The 19,650-nt window shown below is 42.0% G+C and carries 17 protein-coding genes; 5 read left to right on the top strand and 12 right to left on the bottom strand.

Annotated features, from left to right (window positions below; translation table 11 throughout):
- Window positions 1-315 precede the first annotated feature (315 nt).
- Window positions 316-1,326 (top strand): GGDEF domain-containing protein, encoded by a 1,011-nt coding sequence (locus tag ACSLUK_RS15160; protein WP_448549514.1) that lies wholly within the window; start codon window positions 316-318, stop codon window positions 1,324-1,326.
- Here the strand turns inward: ACSLUK_RS15160 and ACSLUK_RS15155 are convergent.
- The 3 genes from ACSLUK_RS15155 to ACSLUK_RS15145 form a co-directional block, all read right to left on the bottom strand.
- Window positions 1,323-1,772, bottom strand: a complete 450-nt coding sequence (locus ACSLUK_RS15155; RefSeq protein ID WP_448549517.1) for a 2-thiouracil desulfurase family protein — start codon at window positions 1,770-1,772, stop codon at window positions 1,323-1,325. The genes ACSLUK_RS15160 and ACSLUK_RS15155 overlap by 4 nt on opposite strands.
- A gap of 73 nt (window positions 1,773-1,845) precedes the next feature.
- Window positions 1,846-3,429, bottom strand: coding sequence for a GGDEF domain-containing protein (locus ACSLUK_RS15150; protein WP_448549513.1), 1,584 nt, complete (start codon window positions 3,427-3,429; stop codon window positions 1,846-1,848).
- A gap of 325 nt (window positions 3,430-3,754) precedes the next feature.
- Complete coding sequence (locus ACSLUK_RS15145) at window positions 3,755-4,075, bottom strand: DUF3630 family protein (protein WP_448549512.1); 321 nt, start codon at window positions 4,073-4,075, stop codon at window positions 3,755-3,757.
- A gap of 400 nt (window positions 4,076-4,475) precedes the next feature.
- Between ACSLUK_RS15145 and ACSLUK_RS15140 the strand changes: the two genes are divergently transcribed.
- On the top strand, window positions 4,476-4,775 hold the full coding sequence (locus ACSLUK_RS15140) for a c-type cytochrome (RefSeq protein WP_448549511.1): 300 nt from the start codon (window positions 4,476-4,478) through the stop codon (window positions 4,773-4,775).
- 65 nt (window positions 4,776-4,840) lie between these two features.
- Here the strand turns inward: ACSLUK_RS15140 and recQ are convergent, their stop codons facing one another.
- Window positions 4,841-6,643, bottom strand: a complete 1,803-nt coding sequence (gene recQ / locus ACSLUK_RS15135; RefSeq protein ID WP_448549510.1) for a DNA helicase RecQ — start codon at window positions 6,641-6,643, stop codon at window positions 4,841-4,843.
- Window positions 6,644-6,929: 286 nt separating this feature from the next.
- Here recQ and rarD point away from each other — a divergent pair, with 286 nt between their 5' ends.
- Entirely contained in the window at window positions 6,930-7,838 is a 909-nt protein-coding gene (gene rarD / locus ACSLUK_RS15130; RefSeq protein ID WP_448549509.1) for an EamA family transporter RarD, read from the top strand.
- Window positions 7,839-7,850: 12 nt separating this feature from the next.
- On the opposite strand, the gene ACSLUK_RS15125 is transcribed toward rarD, so the two are convergent.
- Complete coding sequence (locus ACSLUK_RS15125) at window positions 7,851-9,761, bottom strand: YfiR/HmsC family protein (protein ID WP_448549508.1); 1,911 nt, start codon at window positions 9,759-9,761, stop codon at window positions 7,851-7,853.
- A gap of 139 nt (window positions 9,762-9,900) precedes the next feature.
- Here ACSLUK_RS15125 and ACSLUK_RS15120 point away from each other — a divergent pair, with 139 nt between their 5' ends.
- Complete coding sequence (locus ACSLUK_RS15120) at window positions 9,901-12,006, top strand: TonB-dependent receptor plug domain-containing protein (protein ID WP_448549507.1); 2,106 nt, start codon at window positions 9,901-9,903, stop codon at window positions 12,004-12,006.
- Window positions 12,007-12,021: 15 nt separating this feature from the next.
- Here the strand turns inward: ACSLUK_RS15120 and ACSLUK_RS15115 are convergent, their stop codons facing one another.
- From ACSLUK_RS15115 to lptM, 7 genes are read right to left on the bottom strand one after another with little or no spacing between them, the layout of a single operon-like run.
- A complete protein-coding gene (locus ACSLUK_RS15115; protein ID WP_448549506.1) occupies window positions 12,022-13,278 on the bottom strand; it encodes a diguanylate cyclase in 1,257 nt (418 codons plus the stop codon).
- Window positions 13,279-13,293: 15 nt separating this feature from the next.
- Window positions 13,294-15,468, bottom strand: coding sequence for a DNA helicase II (gene uvrD, locus ACSLUK_RS15110; protein WP_448549505.1), 2,175 nt, complete (start codon window positions 15,466-15,468; stop codon window positions 13,294-13,296).
- 33 nt (window positions 15,469-15,501) lie between these two features.
- A complete protein-coding gene (locus tag ACSLUK_RS15105; protein ID WP_448549504.1) occupies window positions 15,502-16,224 on the bottom strand; it encodes an HAD-IA family hydrolase in 723 nt (240 codons plus the stop codon).
- Between the two features lie 10 nt (window positions 16,225-16,234).
- Window positions 16,235-16,936 carry a DUF484 family protein gene (locus ACSLUK_RS15100; protein WP_448549503.1) on the bottom strand — a complete coding sequence of 234 codons (702 nt, stop codon included), beginning with the start codon at window positions 16,934-16,936 and terminating at the stop codon, window positions 16,235-16,237.
- Window positions 16,933-17,763 (bottom strand): diaminopimelate epimerase, encoded by an 831-nt coding sequence (dapF, locus tag ACSLUK_RS15095; RefSeq protein WP_448549502.1) that lies wholly within the window; start codon window positions 17,761-17,763, stop codon window positions 16,933-16,935. Before dapF ends, ACSLUK_RS15100 begins: the two co-directional genes overlap by 4 nt.
- Before the next feature lie 42 nt (window positions 17,764-17,805).
- A complete protein-coding gene (gene lysA / locus ACSLUK_RS15090) occupies window positions 17,806-19,056 on the bottom strand; it encodes a diaminopimelate decarboxylase (RefSeq protein WP_448549501.1) in 1,251 nt (416 codons plus the stop codon).
- Window positions 19,057-19,058: 2 nt separating this feature from the next.
- Complete coding sequence (gene lptM, locus ACSLUK_RS15085) at window positions 19,059-19,217, bottom strand: LPS translocon maturation chaperone LptM (protein WP_448549500.1); 159 nt, start codon at window positions 19,215-19,217, stop codon at window positions 19,059-19,061.
- Between the two features lie 110 nt (window positions 19,218-19,327).
- On the opposite strand from lptM, the gene cyaY reads away from it, so the two are divergent.
- The gene (gene cyaY / locus ACSLUK_RS15080; RefSeq protein ID WP_448549499.1) at window positions 19,328-19,648 is read left to right on the top strand and encodes an iron donor protein CyaY; all 321 of its coding nucleotides are present in this window, start codon (window positions 19,328-19,330) and stop codon (window positions 19,646-19,648) included.
- Window positions 19,649-19,650: the final 2 nt, after the last annotated feature.

The raw sequence follows: 19,650 nt of genomic DNA, 5'->3' as shown, positions 1-19,650 counted from the left end.
TTGGCATTTATACTGTGTTATCGCCTTACTGGAGGAGAATAACTACACGACGAAGGCTCTGCCTAGTCTAAATGCCAAACTGTCAGCTGCAAAAATGAACAGCAAAGGTCAACACGCTCTAATACCATAAAAAAATACAGAATGACTATATCGGTGTTTATTTGACTATGCTGGTAACACACTTGTAAACAAAACGAATAGAATTGATTAAAAAAAATGTCGACAAATTGCAGTTAACACTAGCAGTTTTGCACAAATTAGCTGAGAATAGGCCAGTATAAAAACAACAATCTTAGCGATCATTGAGGCTGAATTGTGAAATATCATGATTCCATAGAACAAGCAGATAAAAAATCGGCGCAGGCAATGAAACAATTGCAGCAATGGCACCTAGCTGCCACCCCGATTAACTATGCTGTGAGCTATGAGTATGTCAACAATAAGAATGCTAAACTTAAGAAGCTCATTGAGCAGCATTTAGCCTTGGGCAAGCGTCTTGATAACTTCTTATTTGAAGACATCTACCAACAGGTGATTCTCAAGCAAAATAGTTTTCGAGACGGTATTGTCAATGATATTGATCAACTGATTACGACCTCTAGCGAAAGCAATAAACACAGTCAATCATCGTTAAATTCGTTTGTTCAAACATTAGAGCGCGAAGCACCCGCCATTGCTTCAGCAGATCAAAAGCTCATTAGCAGAGCGGTTCAGGCCTTACAAAAGGCATCTCGTGTATTCAAAATTCAGCAACTGCAGATCAGTGAGCAACTCAAGCAATCGGTAGATAAAGCTAACGCTTTAAAAGCAGAACTCGATGTGCTCAAGAAGGAAATCTATCTTGATCCACTCACAGGGCTTTACAATCGCAAAGCCCTTGCCAAGCACGTTGAAGCTTGGATTGCTGAAGATCCGAGCAAGCAAATAGCCGCTATCGTTGTAAATGTTGATCAGCTTGGTGAAATTAACCAGCACTTTGGTGGATTAATTAGCGATGTACTGTTAAGCAAGATTGCGCAAAAAGTAAAAAGTTACGTGGGTGACAGTGGCTTACCGGTGCGGGCAGGTAATGAAGAATTTCTGATTTTATTACCTGACGTAGAACGTTCCATCGCAATGGAAATTGCTGAAAAAATAAGGCAAGGCGTAGAAAAACTCAGATTTGTCAGCAGTAAATCTGGCGTTAGGTTGCCTCAGATGACGGTATCACTTGGGGTCAACGACTTCACTCTATCGCAAAACTTTAAGCTGATCCTCAATAATACCCGCGCATTGGTGACTGAACTACAAAAGTCTGCGCATAACCAGGTGATGGTCGCAGGTTAGCGAAGAAAAACTGCTGCTTGTTCTAACTGGTTTTCATTAAATACCCTGATTCCATGTTGACGCAGTAACTGCGTGGTAACACCTTCACCAGATACAGTTCGATCTGAAAAGCTACCATCATAAACTTGCGAACTACCACAAGATGGGCTGGACTCTTTCAATATGGCCACTGAAATCTCATGCTGTTGACATAATTTAAGTGCTAACTGCGCACCAAGATTAAAAGCGCTAGTCACGTCCTCACCGCTGCAATCAATAACACGTGCTTCTATGATTTCTGCGGGCGGTCTTGGAATGGGCAATCCACCAGCAACTTCTGGGCATATTGCAACGATGCGTCCTTCACTTTGCCACTGACACAACAACGAGTGTTTGATTGCTTTATGATGACCGTCATAGCGCACCGCATCGCCCAGCAAACAACTACTCACCAAGATTTTTTTCATTTTCACTTTGAATCGCTAACCGCATTTGTAAGGCACAAATTATAATATGGTCGTTAATAATCGCCAGAGCTAATTAAAGCGTTTGGTTAATGCTGATATCAGGGTCAGCAACAATAGTGCAATCTCGCCCTTTCTCTTTGGCTCTGTACATTGCTTTATCCGCCAGCGCTATTAAGTCTTTCATATTGTTGCCATGGTTAGGGTAAATAGCAGCACCTATCGATATCGTAACCTGCTCATGGCAGGCTTCCTGATTGACAATGTCCAATCTAGCGACCCTAATTCGCAGTTTTTCAGCGAGCTTATATGCATCGGGAAGATTAGTATCTGGACAAACAATGCAAAACTCCTCACCACCATATCGACAAGCGATGTCTTCTAGACGAATGTTACTGCGAAGTAGTTCAGCTACCGATTTGAGAATTTCGTCTCCAACTTCATGACCATAGTTATCATTAAATCGCTTGAAATGATCGAGATCTAGCATTAACACAGCTAAATGTGTTTGATGCCGTTCCGCTCGGTTTAAAGATTGTTCAAATGATTCATACATGAATCGCCGGTTATACAAGTCAGTCAAAGGGTCACGTATTGCTTGATCTCGCAATTTACATTTCAGCTGCAAATTATGTAACGCCATACTTATTTGTTTTGCTAACTCAACAACCATATGGAGTAATGTTTCTTGATGACTTTCCTCAGGATTATACAATTGCAACCAGCCCAACTGTTTTTCCTGAAATGATAACCTGACGCTTATTAGGCGATTGTCTCGACTGTGTACTACATCGCGACTTGATTCTTTTAGTGATGAATTAAGCACGACGACATCTTCAGGCCAGTCTTTACCCCATTTAACCAAATTAACTTCTGCCTCACCTTCCTCTACTTGCATAACAACCGCACCACATAACTGCGGTAACAGTTTAGGCATAATCGAATAAAATACTTTGTTGGCATCATCAAATGTCACTGCACTGTTGAGCATACTTATCAGCGTCTGACACAAAGTGTGTTGCCTCGTATGTTCAATTAATTGTTTGTTTTGTTGCGCTCTTTGTTGCTCGCTATAAACATTGGATATGCGATTAGCGACGATGAAAATAACAACAATTGCCAATGCAGACATACCAATAATGATAAGTATCATTGAACGCATATTTTCAAATAAACTATCTTTGGTTCGGTCATGAATTGCCAGACGAGCAAACAATTGTTGTTCAGGTGAATAGCTCGCTACGTAGATCATTGATTGCTGCAGCGAGTCGCTATAACGTCGTGCTATGCTTGTCTTGTTTTTTTTCGCTTCAGCTACTTCCGGACGTGTGCCATGATTATCCAGTTGTGTAGTATCTTGTTCATTAAAAGCCGAATCCGCGTAAACAATGCCATAATTACTTATAAAACTAACACGCATATTATGCTGTTTAGCAATTTTATCGGCTAACTCGTCCAGTTGTTTCACATAATCAGGCTGTTGCTTTGCATTTAGATATGATGACGCTGTTAGCGCCAATTGTGACACAGTAGCCAAGCGATGTTCGAAGCGTTGATCTAGTACATCTTCCAGATAAAACTTCACAGCGACTAAGCTGGAAATGATCACCATGACCATCACAGCAGAAGAGAGTATGATAATTCTAGTTTGAACGTTCATTTACAACCATATAGCGCCAATTTTAATTGTGAAAATTTTCCTTAAACGTCTGCAATTGGTTTAACGAATTTGCCAATACCAGCGTAGCTAATAAATTGCTATATTAAAACGAAAACCAGTTTTTGATCTTTTTGATACCATCACCCAGTGCAGTGAATTTCCCCTTGCTTCAAGATATTTTGCTCCTGCCAATTGTGACTATGACTAACAGACACGGTCTGCCTCTGAGAACAAGCCCATTAGAATCAATTATAGGTCATCCGATAAAAAAACTGTGCTTTTTTTAACCACTCACAGTAATCAGGGTTTTAGATGAGGTGCAAGATTAGGTGTTGGCGAGGCTGTGGTTGATATAAAGATAGAGATCGGTCAAGTCTACTGCACTATCCGGTACCTCTACCGTGAAAGCCTCAATCCACACCGACTGGCTGTAGCTTTCAAAGTTCAATACATACTCTCGTGATTGCCATTCGAATCGCTCACTAACACGATCTGCACCTAAGATGTGCTCACGCGACACACATTGTGTAAAACGGGTGAAAAACCAATTAATCATGCCTGAAATTTCTTCATCTTGCCATTGCCGAACAGGTGTAAAAACAATGGCGCTTCTTTGGTTTTCTAATGATATTTTGATATTCAACAATAAAGTCTCTTAGTCGATTGATGTATATTGCAAAACGCATTTTCACAAAAATTCATTCATGGGTGTTTGAGCATACTTTACAATTTAGCTGAAAATACCCAAGTATTTTGTGGCATAAGTATAATTTACGCTCCTAATCGTACGGCTATCCGTTTGATGTTGTGTGAAAATATCTGGTTGCGTACGCGCTATATAATACAAAAAAAGCAACGACAGCTAAGATCTTTTTACATATAATCACATGTAGAGCATGTTAACCTTTGCTGTTCTTTTTTCAGCTAATTGGCTAACATTTACACTATGTGTGCCCGCAACGGTTTGTTTGAGTAATATTTGTACTTCAAAGTTCAACATGCTCTAGGGCTAATTCAAAATTCTAATCGTTAAGAGAGATATTATTATGAAAAAACTTACTTTAGCTATCGCAGCTACTGTATTGCTATCTTCTCCAGCATTTGCAGGTGATGTAGCAGCAGGTAAAGCTAAAGCGGCTACTTGTGCAGCTTGTCACGGTGCAGAGGGGGTTTCTGCAGTGCCAATGTACCCTAACTTAGCGGGTCAAAAAGAAGCATACATCGCTAAGCAACTAAAAGATTTCAAAGCGGGTACACGTAAAGACCCAGTAATGTCAGCGATGGCAATGCCATTATCAGACGAAGACATTGCAAACTTATCGGCATACTACGCTAGCTTAAAATAAGCTTTTTCAGATTATGAATTGAAAGCACCTACAAAGGTGCTTTTTTATAATCGTATGGTTTTCCATCACGCCTGATGCTCTTTAATCAATTCGATAAAACTCGTCCCGTAGCGCATTAATTTGGTGTCACCCACACCTGAGATGTTGAGAAATTCCTGAGCACTTTGCGGTTTAAGCGTTGCCATTTCAGAGAGCGATGCATCATTAAACACAATATACGGTGCAATATCTTCCGCGTCTGCAATAGTTTTCCTAAGCTCTCGTAATTTGGCAAAAAGTTTTCGATCATATCGCGCAGTTTGCTTATTGCTTTGCCAATAGCTCGCTTGCTGAAGCCTTGGACGCGCTAGCATGATAGGTTGGTTTGATTTCAAAAACTCAGCCGCAGCTTGTGTTAACTTGAGTACAGATTGTTGGGTAATGTCCTGTTGCAGTAACCCCAGATGTATCAATTGTCGAATAATGGCGTACCAATAACTAGTCGACTTTCCTTTGCCGATGCCAAACGTCGACGTTTGATCATGTCTATACTTCAAGACTTTAGCGCTCGATTCCCCTTGCAGTACTTGGATTACATGTTCAATAGTACCTATTTGCTGGATACGATAAACACACGACAATACTTTTTGTACGGCTTCGGTACCATCAAATTGGCTCGGTGGATCTAAGCAAATGTCGCAATTGCCGCACGCTTTTTGGGTATACTCAGCAAAATAATTGAGTACCAATTGACGTCGGCAAGTTTGTGCTTCAACGAAGCCTTGAATTGCGTGAAATCGCTGGCTTTCTACGGCTGCTCGCGCTGGGTCATCATTATCCAAAATTCGCTTGGCAATTTTTTCTACGTCTTTTTCATCATAAAGAAACAAGGCCTCAGCATCCAAGCCATCCCGACCTGCACGACCTATTTCCTGATAGTAAGCTTCTATCGTTCTTGGTGGTTCGTAATGGATTACATAACGAATATTCGATTTATTAATCCCCAACCCAAAGGCAACTGTCGCGACAACAACTTGAATGTTGTCTCTAGCAAACCCATCTTGAATGGTGTTGCGGATATCAATTTCCATACCTGCATGATACGCAGCGCAATTTATGCCCGCCTCTGCCAAGTATTTACTGAGATTTTCAACCTGCCATCGGCTACTACAATATACAACACCCGACTCTTCTTTTCGTTTGGCGATGTAACGAGCGACTTGCTGCGCACCTTTATATTTTTCTGCCAATGTGAACCTAATATTGGGTCGATCAAAGCTATCAATCGAAATATAGGGTGCTTGCAGTTGTAGTTGATTGAGAATATCACTGCGCGTGGCAACATCGGCCGTCGCCGTTAACGCCATAATTGGTATGGTTGGAAAATATTGCTTTAGACAACCAAGTTGCGTGTAAGCAGGTCTAAAGTCATGTCCCCACTGTGAAATACAGTGTGCTTCATCGATAGCAAAAAACGATAGTGGTAGCTGACTTATCCCTTCTAAAAAATAGTGATTCTTCAAGCGTTCTGGTGCTACATAGAGGAGCTTTATTTCTCCTTGTCCAACACGCTTAAATATTTGATTTATTTCGGACTGTGTCAAGCTAGAGTTGACAAAAGCAGCACTGATCCCCTGTTGCACTAAGGCATCTACTTGATCTTTCATTAAGGCAATCAGTGGTGAAACAACTATAGTCACCCCCGGCAGCATGGTTGCGGGCAATTGATAACAAAGCGACTTGCCGCCGCCAGTTGGCATCAACACCAAGGCATCTTTCCCTTGTAGCACATGCTGAATAACTTCAACCTGACCAGGACGAAAGGTTGAGTAGCCAAAGTGATGTTTAAGGGCATTTTCCAATGCTTCTGTGGTGTACTGCGTAGACAAGGAGGAGTTCAGTCAATCATTATTATCAAGTGGCGCTATTCTACCTGACTATTCGCCTTGGTTAGATAACTTTTTTCAATTAAGTTGACGATTTGAGATAGCGTTTGAATTTTAGCGGTTAACACTGTTCAGGAAATACGAACCGTATACATTTGATGGATACAATGCTTTACAGTTCTAATTGATTATTGACCATTATGAATATTACTAATCACGCTTGAATAAAACACCAACCACATAGCCATGTTACAATTGCGGCCGTTCTTTTTCCTTTTCACGCTCTAATATGAATACTTCAAATGTAAGAGTAGGCGTACTTTTCGCTATAGCTGCCTATTTTTTGTGGGGATTTGCCCCTATTTATTTCAAATTGATTGATTCGGTAAGTGCCGATGAAATTATGGTGCACCGCGTAATATGGTCAACATTGTTACTGGCTGTGATTGTCTTAGTATTTGGCAAATATCATGAATTTACCAAAGCGTTAACGAACAAGCATGCGGCGCAACGATTGTTCTTAACAGCGGCAATTTTGGGAACCAATTGGTTTTTGTTTATTTGGGCGGTAAATAATGATCACTTACTAGATGCGAGCTTAGGATACTACATTAATCCACTATTTAGTGTGGCGTTAGGCGTCATATTTCTACATGAGCGTTTAAGCAAATGGCAATTATGCGCAGTACTGCTTGCAGTGATTGGCGTGTTAATCCAGTTAATTATGCTCGGCACTTTACCGGTGATTTCGCTCGCACTAGCCGGTACTTTTGGCATCTATGGCTTATTACGCAAAAAGCTGCCGATTAACTCACTCGTAGGCTTACTCATTGAGTCTTTATTCATGTTGCCTATCGCACTGATTTATTGGGCAATGTTTGTTTCAAGTGATACTAGCAATTTATTCGCTAATAGCATTTCGCTCAACCTGTTACTTGCTTGTGCAGGCATTGTAACCACAGCACCGCTGCTGTGCTTCACGGCTGCTGCCAAACGCTTAACTTTGTCTTCACTAGGATTTTTCCAGTACATAGGCCCAAGCATCATGTTTGTGCTAGCGACTTTTTATTATCAGGAGCCGTATCAAGAAGAAAAGTTAATCACCTTTGGTTTTATTTGGATGGCGTTGATTATTTATAGCTTAGACTCGGTACGCCAGCATAACCTTAAGCGCAAAGAACAGAAGGCAAATGCTTAGAAATTTAAATGACTAAATTTTGAAAGGTAGCATCACGGTGAAGCACGAACCTTGATCCACTTCACTAGTCACCTTGATGTTACCCTTTAGTTTTTGGCTAACAATATTGTAAACAATGTTCATCCCTAAACCTGTGCCACCTGAATTTCTTTTAGTGGTAAAAAAAGGCTCAAAGATATTCTGTAAAACCTCACTTGTCATACCCACACCATCGTCCTGGTATTTAATGACAACATGTTCGTCATGCTGAGCAATGTCGACCGAAATATTGCCAGATGTGCGCCCATCAAAGCCATGTTTTAGTGAATTAGTCACTAAATTCGTCACCACTTGTGCAAGAGCCCCCGGCATAGTGGTTACCTCAACCTTTTCAATACCGGAGTATTGATACGCGACACGATGACGTTTCATTTCTGCAGATAGGGTTTGCATTACTTCATTGACATAACTCACCACATCGATCGTGCGAATCTCACCCACCACCTGATCTGCAGCGACTTGCTTGAAGTTATTCAGCAACTCGATAACGCGTTCAAGCGAAGAAGTATTCAGACTTGCTGCTTCTTCCATTGATTGGAAATAGCGACGCATGCTAGATTTTGTCAGATTATTTTCTTCGAAATCCTGCCTAATCGCTCGTGTACTCTCCAAAGCTGAGCTGGTAGAAGTGACCGCTATGCCCAACGGTGTATTAATTTCGTGCGCAACACCAGCGGTTAACTTTCCTAATGACGCCATTTTTTCAGATTGAATTAGCTGATCCTGTGTCGTCTTGAGATTGCGTAACGTATTATTAAGCTGCGCATTAGTACGCTTATTCTTAACGAATAGTAACACCAACAGCACCAGAAAAAACAACGCTAAGCTGATCAGCACAGCCATTACCCGTAAGTAATAACGCTGTTGTTCGATCAACTCTTTGCGCTCAGCAAGTTCTTCATTTTTTTGTGTGATTTGTACACCCTGCTCGCTAATTTGTACGCGTTGTTGCCCAAGTTGTTTGTTTTGCTGATCGAGTATCAATTTGTTCTCGGCGATTTGTTTCGCCATGTCGCTATACTCTTGTTCTTTTAATCGCACTTCTTCTTGTTGGAGCGCAAGCTGTTCTTTTGCTGAATCAAGCTGTTGAGCGACACGTGTTAATTGGGCTTCCTTATCACTAAAAGCTGATTTTTGGCTGTCAATGTCTTCCTGTAAACGCAGCAATTCTGTTTGCCGAAGCGCCGCTTGTTTAGTACTTCGCTGAAGATTACGGTCAAGTTGTTGTAGGTGTTTTGATGTTTCGTCCAGCAATACTTGTTGTTTCGCTATTTCTTTGTTCAAGCCAGCTTCTCGCTGTCTCATGCGTTGCATTGCCAATTCCGTTTCGCGATAGAGTTGTGCTACATCCAACTCTGTGCCACCTAATAGCAATAATTCAGGCGACACTGTTAAATTTTCAAAAATGATATTCGATTTATTTACTTCAAATGAAATAGCGGAAGTTGATTGATTAAAGACTAAATTAATCATCACATTATGTTTATCAACGCTATTATCAGTCACCAGCAAGGTTTCGGTTTGTCTTAGTTGAGCGGCAAGTTCGGCGAGATCTATGGTAGATAGTGAAGGAACAAAAACTAAGTCAGCGTGTCTTGCTTCTTCCGGAGAGTTTACTGAAATAAAGCGAATAGGTTTGTTTTTGACTTGGCGGTTGCTAAAAGTTGGTACCATCAATCGATAGAGACGTAAGTCACGATAAATCGCGATAGTAAACTCGTCTTTTTGTGCCTCATCTGGCCACACCACATGCTTGATGAAATTGTAAAGATATGCCGCCTTAATTTGATCTTCACTTAACTGTTGCGCTGATATTACCATTGAAAAACAATACAAGGCCATACAAATGAGCAATCTCATTGGAGTGTTCTTTGTATGCTTCATTAACATGTACTAACGCCTTAATTCCTTCAACTTGCTGAGACACTTTACTTTCTTTCAAGAAAGAAAGCACGAATAATTGACCAATTCACTTCGCTAAGTTACCCTCCATTCACACATAAGAATAAAAAAATTAACATTTATGCCAACTTTTGGCTCAATTGGCAAATGCATAGTTGCCACTTTATATTTGAGTTTAATCGCCAATACGCAAGCGAACAATTCTTCCAGCGATTTTTTACAGCTTTCGCTCGCTGAGTTAGTCGATACAAAAGTATCAGTGGCCTCATTAACACAGGAAAAAATCTCACAAACGCCTGTACCTATTTCTGTTATTACCTCACGTATGATCACACAAAGTGGCGCAACTTCGTTAAAGCAGTTGCTAGTCACTTATGTACCAGGGTTTACCAATGTAACCGATCAAAACGAGATTAATATTGCTGCTCGCGGTATTTTTACTTCCGCCCAACAAAAGATTCTTATTTTACTTAATGGCCATCGTTTAAATAGCCGCAGTTACTCAATGGCAGCGCCAGATCACAGCATTTCACTCGACAAAATCAAACAAATTGAAATACTTAGAGGGCCTGCATCTGCACTATATGGCAACGTTTCGCTGACGGCTACCATCAACATTATTCTAAAGAAACCTGACGAATTCTCTGGTATTAAAATCAGCGCTCTGACAGGGAATTATGGTCAACGAGGTATAAGTGTACTCTCCGGAGCAAACACAGAATACGGTCAAGCATTAGTATGGTTAAACAGTTACCACGCCGATGGCGAGAAAATTAACCTTGCCCCTCAAGACACCTATGCAAAGTCTCCGCAAGCAGAAAATCAGGCTATTCTGAACGGCATAAGAGACAAGTCTCCGTACGATATAGGCTTCCAGTTCACGTCTCCTAACGTAAAAATGCTCTTTAATGCACGTCGCGCTCATTCAATCGAACCATACACGGCAGGTGGTTTAAGTGGAGAGCCCTATCAATACGAACAATTCGACAAAATTGGTGGTTATGGACCAGGATTAGGCTACGAGACATTGCACTTTAATGTCGCCAGAGAAGATCAATTTAATGATTGGCAAACTCATACCGCGCTTTATTGGGATAAGATGGCGTTAAAATCGGGGCTTGTTATTGATCCTGTAGCTCCAGTGTTTGGCGGCCCGACTTGGCAAGATAACAACGTAGGTTTGCTCTCAACACTACGTTATTCAACAGCTGACCGCCAAATCCTGTTCGGGACACAATTAGAATATTACAAAGTATATGGCGCCAAATTTCCGATTGGCGTCAATAGCCAGTCAGTTAATAGCAGCATTGATGATATGTTACCTAGTGGGAGTGAATCGACCTATTCGTTGTTTACGCAGATAAACCAAAAATTGAGTGAGCATTGGCACGCTAATCTGGGATTTAGATACGATTACAAGAATCGTAGGCAAACCAACAACATTAATGAACTCAGTCCAAGACTTGGTGTGGTTTATAACAAAAACAACGCCAGTGTTAAGCTCTCTTACTCAGAATCATTTGTTGATGCGACTTACTGGAATCGCTTTTCCACTTTACCGTCATTTAAAGGCGCTACAGATTTAAAGCCCGAACGATTGCGCTCATTACAACTGTCTCCTTCCTGGACTTTCCCCGAGTGGCACATGCAACTCACTACGAACATCTTTTATGACCAATCTATTGACGTTATATACCGAAACAATGCTGCCAGCAATGACAACTATAGTAATGCAGGTAAGCTTTATACGTGGGGAATTGAACAGGAATTTAGTTTTGTTAAGGATGACTGGCAAATCCGTGCTAACGCCACCTATCGCGCAGCGGTGCAAAGTGAGCTTATTGCCACAGACAACCACTACATCAATAATGTGCCATTAGTAACAGCAAATTTGATTGTCGATAAAAAGCTTTCCACCAATCATGCGTTGCACGTCGCGGTTAGGTACATAGGTCGCCAGTTTTCACCTATAGTCATCCAGCAAGATGGCCAGCACGTCGAAGACCCATTTCCGAACCAAGGCGTCAACTACAATGCCCCTACGCATTATGTGAGCGACGCTGTCGTCGTCAATACCAATTGGCAATGGCATGTGACACCTAAGCTATCAGTTAACTTTCAAGTGGAAAATGTCTTCGATGAAAAGTACTACCAGGGCGGTAGTACTTTGCACCCTTATCAACAAACAGGTCGTTGGTTTTACTTACGTGCGAGCTATCGTTTCTAAAAAACGACGTTAGCCTCACTCGTCTTCTTGACCCGCTATAATTGCTTGATTACGCCCATTCTCTTTCGCGTAATACAATGCGCTGTCGGCATCACTGAGGTTTTTAGCGAGATCATCGCAACACTCAAATTTAATACCAATACTTACGGTAAACGAGATATGTTGATCTCCAAAAGCGATTTGCGTGACTGCAAGTTCACGGCGAAAATCATCTAAGCGATTATAAAGTTGATCTTCATCTTTACCCGCCAACAAAATGGCAAACTCTTCTCCGCCTAAGCGCCCTAACATTGCATTGCCAAAGTGTTTTCGCATGTATAGCGCAACTACTTTCAAAATATGATCGCCCGCTTCATGGCCATAATTATCATTTATCTTTTTGAAATGATCGATATCAAGCATCGCGAGGCCAAAAGGAATATTGTTCGACAGATACTGATGAATACGAGCTTCAGATTCTCTAAAAAACGCACGGCGGTTGGGGAGCTCAGTAAGGTAATCTGTGTTCGCTGCCTTTTGGATTTGTTCAATGTTCTTCAAACTTTCGATATTTTGTGTCATTCGGCAATAAAATTCTTCTGGGCAGAACGGCTTGCGCAAGAAGTCATCTGCACCATTCTTAATAAATCGAGCAGAATGAACACCATTGTTTGCACCAGAAATGCCAATGATCGCGAGTTTTTCACGACTATATAGCTTTCGAATTTCATTGGTAAGTACTATACCGTCCATCTCCGGCATTTCGAGATCAGTAATCACCATGCGAATATCGTTATTCTCTTTCAGTACTTCTAGCGCACGCACACCGTTTTCAGCAACGTATACTTTAAAGTTTCTACGCTTAAGCAGTTCTACCACGTGGTTACGTGCAGATAACGAATCATCTACCACTAACACACCATTTTCATAGTTGGTCATTTGCCATTGCATGATGCGCCTTAGGTACATAAACGCTTGGCTATTTTCTTTCGGTATGTAATCAATAACGGGCTGCGCAAGTATCTTCTGTCGCGTGTTTTCATCCATTTTACCCGTCATAACAACGGCTTGAATACCACGTGAAAGTACGCACTCAATTGCCTCCCCATGCGGTGCATCAGGTAGGGCATAATCAACTGTCGCCATAAAATATTGGGTATCACCTTGTAGCAACCTTTCTACTTCAGCGAGGCTAGTTGCCACCGTTACTTCAAAATTCAATGACTCGGCCATCTGAGAGATAACTTTCGCAATGGCTTTACTATCTTCTACTACCAACAACTTTTGTGACATACTACAACCTTAAAGTTAAAGCGCTTGTAAATTAGCATAGGCGACTACCAGCCATTTGCTACCTGCTTGGGCAAAATTAACTTGCACGCGACTCTGCGCACCATTGCCCTCATAATTCAATACTACACCTTCACCAAACTTTTGATGAAACACAGATTGCCCAAGTGAAAACCCTGAATTTTCAAAAGTTTGTGTAGTGAGCGTTGACGAAAAACGACCACTGGTGGCGGGCCTAGACACTTGATTTTGCATGCGTATTGCTTCAACGCACTCTGTGGGAAGCTCTCTTAAGAAGCGACTTGGATTATGATATTTCTCTTGTCCATACAATCGACGACTTTCTGCATGACACAAATAGAGCTTTTCCTTAGCGCGTGTCATGCCGACATAGCACAAACGACGCTCTTCCTCGAGCCGCCCTATTTCTTCAACCGATTGTTGTGATGGGAACATCCCTTCTTCTAAACCTGCAATAAATACTAATGGAAATTCTAAACCTTTCGCAGAGTGCATCGTCATTAGCTGTACTGCGGGTTCATACTCATCGGCCTGACTTTCACCAGACTCCAGAGCAGCATGCGTTAAAAAGCCCGTCAATGGCGTTTGTTCATCTTCGAGTTCAGGGTCGAGTTCAAAGGTTTGACATGCCGTAACCAGTTCGTTTAAGTTCTCGATTCTCGCTTGCGCCTTTTCCCCTTTCTCCGCCTGATACATAGCCTTTAAACCGCTATGCTGGATCACATGGTTGGCTTGTTGATCAAGATTAAGGTGACTTGAGTCATCTTCGAGTTGATCAATCAGGTTGACAAAGTGCTGTATCACTTTCGCGCTACGTCCTTTTAGCTCTTGATTTTGCAACATGATTGTACAGGCTTGCCACAATGTGGTTTCCATGCTTCTGGCCGCATCACGAACAAGGCTGATGGTCTGATTACCAATTCCACGAGTAGGCGTATTAATAACTCGCTCAAACGCTGCGTCATCATCTCGATTATTGATTAATCGTAAATAAGCCAATGCATCTTTAATTTCTTGACGTTCGAAGAACCGAAGACCGCCATAAATGCGATACGGTAACTGTGCTTGAATTAATGCTTCTTCCAGAATACGAGACTGTGCATTACTGCGATACAATATGGCAACATCATCTAACGAACCATTGTCTTCTCGCCATTGCTTGATTCGTCCACTAACGAACCGAGCTTCGTCGATTTCGTTGAAAGCCGTATATATCGCAATTTTGTCGCCAGCATCACCATCGGTCCATAGATCTTTACCTAAACGATTCTGATTATTAGCGATCAGTTGGTTAGCCGCTTTAAGAATATTGCCCGTTGAACGATAGTTTTGTTCCAAGCGAATAGTACTCGTATTGTCAAAGGTCTTGAGAAATCGTTCAATGTTTTCAATTCGAGCACCACGCCAACCATAAATTGATTGATCATCGTCCCCGACTATCATCACTTTGCTACGCGCTTGCCCAAGCATTTGCAACCAAGCGTATTGAATAGAGTTGGTATCTTGGAATTCATCCACCAGAATATGCTTAAAACGTGCTTGGTAATGCTCTAACAATAATGGACGGTTTAGCCAAAGTTCGTGGGCGCGAAGTAATAACTCAGCAAAATCAACCAAACCCGCTAAGTCGCATGCCTGTTGGTAAGCCTGATAAATGCGAACAAAGGTTTCTTCTGTGGCATCGTCATGTGTTTCAATGTGGCGAGGTCGCAAGCCTTCATCTTTTTTACCATTGATATACCACTGAGATTGTTTCGCCGGCCAACGTTTCTCGTCTAAATCGAGTGTTCGGGTTATTCGCTTAACTAACCTTAATTGATCATCAGAATCGAGTACCTGAAAGCTCTGCGGCAAATTTGCTTCATGGTAGTGCATCCGCAACAAACGATGTGCCAAGCCATGAAACGTACCAATCCACATACCGGGTACATTACCACCAACAATTTGCTCTACCCGTGCACGCATTTCGGCTGCCGCTTTGTTCGTGAACGTCACCGCTAAAATACTGTGCGGTGAGGCTTGCTCAACTCTCATCAGCCAAGCGATACGTTGTACCAATACGCGTGTTTTGCCACTGCCTGCCCCTGCGAGCACTAACATATTGCTAAGCGGTGCTGCGACTGCATCACGCTGTCGGTCATTCAAACCATCAAGAAGTTCTGAAACATCCATAAAAATTCACTTTTTATCTTTGTAACTCGTTGACTAAATGCCAGCGAATACCGCCAACTCAGTTACATCATTTAATTCAATATCGGGGAGTACGCATATTGGCTTACCAACATCATACGTTGACACCCAAGCACTTTGACACCCTGCTGCCATTGCACCATATATGTCACTATGGCCACAATCGCCAACATGTAAAATGTGATGCGTCGCTACGCCTAATGCACAACTGGCGTTTTCAAACATATCTGGGCGTGGTTTTTGTGCCTGGGTCAAATTGGCGTGATAAGTATGAGAAAAATACTGATTTATGCCTATTTTGCGTGTATCTACATTGCCATTGCTTATCGCGACCAATGGCCATTTTTCTGCCAGTTTTTTAAGTAAGTGGTGCACTGGCTCTGCAACGGTAAAATCACATCGATGATGCATGAAGTACTGATAAGCATCATCAGCAAGTGATTTAGCCTTTTCACTTGTTAATCCTAGATCAACAAGCCCTGAAAAATAGGTTTGCCGACGTAATTCACCCACATCATGCTGCAGCGCTGTTTGTGCACGTAACACACGTGAACGAATCTTAAACCAGAACACATAATTTAAAGGCTGCTTTACGCTGAATGGTTCATTGACATGTTCAGCGAAATATTTTGTCATCGCGCTTTCAGTGGCATGCATGATGGGACGATTACTATATAACGTATCGTCCAAATCAAAACTTATCGCTCTAAATGGGCGCAATCGACGGTTAAATCGCATTATTACCAGCTTACTTGACTAAATACTTGGCCAAAAGTTTAGCAACTAATTTTTTGAACTGCCCAAGTAATAAGGTATCCATGCGAGGATCGAAGTGTTCAGCATCGTGGCTGCGAATCGCCAAAAAGCCTAACACTTCACTTTGATGCTCCAATTTGATCATCACTACTGAACCTTCAATTTCTTGGTCGAATAGCATGTTTTGCTCGCTTTGCTGAATACGACCAAAGTAATAATCGTGTTCATGAAGGCGCGTCGCTAAAACTTCTTTAGCATCGCTTTGAATAATGCACGAGTGCGATAATTCATTATTATCGACTAGATAAAGTTTCAGATCGGCTAACGACAACAACTCGGTAGTTGCACGATACAAGCAATCAAGTAGCTCTTGGGCTGACTGGCAATCTAGCAGGCGTAAGTACAAATCACTGTACAAACCAAATAGCTGTTCGTTTTGATTAGCGATTGCCATTAACTGCGTAATTTCTTCTTCTAATCCATGAATTTTTTGGCGCAACAACTGTTGTTGGCGCTCAATCAACGATACCGTACCTCTTTGGTGATCATTGATTCGCAAATCTAATACTAACTCTGGATGCAGATTAAAAAATTCCGGATTATCTTCAAGGTAACTCACAATAATATCAGGTGATAACATGATCTCTTCAGTTTGCCCTGCTTCCGATAATTCTTGGGTCATTTCTTTGCTCATATATTTAGTTGTCCATCAAACACGTGTGTAGCTGGGCCTGTCATTTTGACGGGATTCCCTTTGCCCTTCCAGAAAATCGATAACTGACCACCTGGCAACTCTACTGTCACTTGTTTTGCTAATTTATTCTGTAATTGTCCGACGACCACGGCTGCACATGCGCCACTGCCGCAGGCTAGTGTTTCCCCTACACCTCGCTCATAAACACGAAGCTTAATTCGATCAGGGGCAATAACTTCCATAAAACCGATATTAGCACCTTTAGGAAAACGTTCATGTGCAGATAACGCCGCGCCTAATGTATCGACAGGCGCTTCTTCAACATTATCAACGGTAACAACGCAATGTGGATTGCCCATCGATACAACACCACACAATACGGTTTCTTCCTCACTACGCAAAATGTATGTGCCCTCGGCTTTTTGCGCAGTGAAAGGGATTTTGTTTGGGTCAAGCGCAGGGATCGGCATGTTCACGGTTACATTGCCGTCTTTTTCAACATACAAGGTCATTTTACCCGCATGGGTCGACACTTTAATCTTGTTGCGATTGGTTAACCCTTTCATGCGCACAAATCGGGCAAAGCACCTTGCGCCATTGCCACATTGACTAACTTCACTGCCATCAGCGTTGAAAATGCGATAATGAAAATCAAGATCGGGATCGTATGGAGGCTCAACGACTAATAGTTGATCAAAACCAACACCAAAATGTCGATCAGCTAAACGCCTCACCTGATCATTGGGTAAGTAGACATTTTGTGTGACGTTATCCAGCACAAGGAAATCGTTTCCTAAACCGTGCATTTTTGAGAAATTAACTATCATTTATTGCGATTCTCTCACTATCTCCAAACAAGCTATAGGCTGCTATGCTGGCAGTAGCGTTTCTCCCTGCCAAAGCGATTGTATTGTTTCACGCTCGCGCACGAGGTGGTGATTTTCACCATCTACCATCACCTCAGCGGCTCTCGGCCGACTATTATAATTTGAACTCATGGTAAAACCATATGCTCCCGCTGAGCGTACCGCGAGTAAATCACCAGCGCCAATGGCTAGTTGACGCTCTTTTCCTAAGAAGTCCCCTGTTTCACAAACAGGGCCAACAATGTCATAAATTTTAGTGGGTAAATCCGTACGTTCTACCACGGGAATGATGTTTTGCCATGCCTGGTAAAGCGATGGCCTGATAAGGTCGTTCATAGCGCCATCAACAATTGCAAAATCGCGTCCTTGATTGTGCTTGAGCAATTCTACTTCGGTCACCAAAATGCCCGCATTTGCCATAATCGCGCGACCGGGCTCATAAATCAATGTTAAGTCTCGGCCAATCATTTTTTCTGCGATAGCTTTTGCATATTCTTTCGGGTGTGGTGGCGTTTCCTGATCGTAACATACGCCCAAGCCACCACCCACGTCTAAATGACTTAGATGAATGCCCAAATCAGCTAATTTATCGACCAAAACCAATACACGATCAAGCGCATCAAGAAATGGCGAAAGCTCGGTTAATTGGGAGCCAATATGACAATCTATGCCTTTGATAGCAAGATGCGACATAGTTGCAGCACGTTGATACAACCCCAATGCATCATCAATGCTAATACCAAATTTATTTTCTTTTAAGCCAGTTGAAATATAAGGATGTGTGCCAGCATCTACATCGGGGTTCACGCGTAATGAAATCGGCGCGACCTTCCCCATTGACTCGGCCACTTGCTGAATGCGTTCCAGTTCCGCAGCAGACTCTACATTAAAACAATAAATATCCTGCGCTAAAGCAAATTCAATTTCGTCTTTCTTTTTGCCTACACCTGAAAACACTACCTTTTGAGGTGAACCACCAGCTTCAATCACACGCGCCAACTCGCCTTTTGAAACGATGTCAAAGCCTGAGCCTAGGCGTGCCATTACATTCAATACCGCTAGATTGCTATTGGCTTTTACCGCATAGCAAATAAGATGGTCGACATTGCCTGCCGCTTGATCAAACGCATGCCAATGACGCTCTATCGTTGCGCGAGAATATACATAGAGTGGTGTACCGTAATGTTGCGCCAGTTGTTGTACACTGCATTGCTCTGCGAATAAAGTATCGCCTTGACGATTGAAGTAATCCACCGTTAATCCTTTTTGCTAGCCGATTCTGTTTTCAATGCTTCTACTTGTTGTTTTTGCTCAGGTGTTGGTGGCGTTTCATACAATGGACCTTTAGTACCACAGCCAGAAAAAAGCAAAAGTGCGACAAAAGAAGTGAGTAGATAATAAAATTGTTTACGCATTATTTGATTAATTCGATTTTTTTCCCATGATAGACGTTTTATAATCCCATGACTATTAAATGCAAGCGAAACTAAGTTAATTCCCCAGTTTTTCTGATAAGGATGAATAAATGAACGACACACAATACAATTTATTGGCCGACGAACTTCTACTAGCGGTTGAAGATGCTATCGAAGATTGTGGCGTTGATATTGATTATGAGGGTGCAGGGGGCTTGCTAACACTGGCATTTAAAAATGGCAGTAAAATTATCATCAATAAACAAGCGCCTTTACATGAAATTTGGGTCGCAACAAAGTTCAACGGCCATCACTTCCAATGTCAAGACGAGCAATGGATTGATAAGCGCGGTGGTGATGAATTTTGGCAATTCCTTTCAGCCGCAGTAACCAAGCAAGCTGAACAAGACGTAACCTTAGCCGCCGAATAACC

This window comes from Thalassotalea fusca (assembly GCF_053485835.1).
The sequence above is the reverse complement of the archived record's forward strand: the minus strand, read 5'-3'. Positions and strand labels throughout refer to the sequence as shown.

Bases quoted from the DNA above. Each gene is read 5' to 3' on its own strand.
- dapF (WP_448549502.1), bottom strand. From the start codon at position 17,763: ATGATAGTTAATTTCTCAAAAATGCACGGTTTAGGAAACGATTTCCTT.
- ACSLUK_RS15125 (WP_448549508.1), bottom strand. From the start codon at position 9,761: ATGAAGCATACAAAGAACACTCCAATGAGATTGCTCATTTGTATGGCC.
- ACSLUK_RS15150 (WP_448549513.1), bottom strand. From the start codon at position 3,429: ATGAACGTTCAAACTAGAATTATCATACTCTCTTCTGCTGTGATGGTC.
- ACSLUK_RS15140 (WP_448549511.1), top strand. From the start codon at position 4,476: ATGAAAAAACTTACTTTAGCTATCGCAGCTACTGTATTGCTATCTTCT.
- ACSLUK_RS15115 (WP_448549506.1), bottom strand. From the start codon at position 13,278: ATGTCACAAAAGTTGTTGGTAGTAGAAGATAGTAAAGCCATTGCGAAA.
- uvrD (WP_448549505.1), bottom strand. From the start codon at position 15,468: ATGGATGTTTCAGAACTTCTTGATGGTTTGAATGACCGACAGCGTGAT.
- rarD (WP_448549509.1), top strand. From the start codon at position 6,930: ATGAATACTTCAAATGTAAGAGTAGGCGTACTTTTCGCTATAGCTGCC.
- cyaY (WP_448549499.1), top strand. From the start codon at position 19,328: ATGAACGACACACAATACAATTTATTGGCCGACGAACTTCTACTAGCG.
- ACSLUK_RS15100 (WP_448549503.1), bottom strand. From the start codon at position 16,936: ATGAGCAAAGAAATGACCCAAGAATTATCGGAAGCAGGGCAAACTGAA.
- ACSLUK_RS15155 (WP_448549517.1), bottom strand. From the start codon at position 1,772: ATGAAAAAAATCTTGGTGAGTAGTTGTTTGCTGGGCGATGCGGTGCGC.
- ACSLUK_RS15105 (WP_448549504.1), bottom strand. From the start codon at position 16,224: ATGCGATTTAACCGTCGATTGCGCCCATTTAGAGCGATAAGTTTTGAT.
- lptM (WP_448549500.1), bottom strand. From the start codon at position 19,217: ATGCGTAAACAATTTTATTATCTACTCACTTCTTTTGTCGCACTTTTG.
- ACSLUK_RS15120 (WP_448549507.1), top strand. From the start codon at position 9,901: ATGCCAACTTTTGGCTCAATTGGCAAATGCATAGTTGCCACTTTATAT.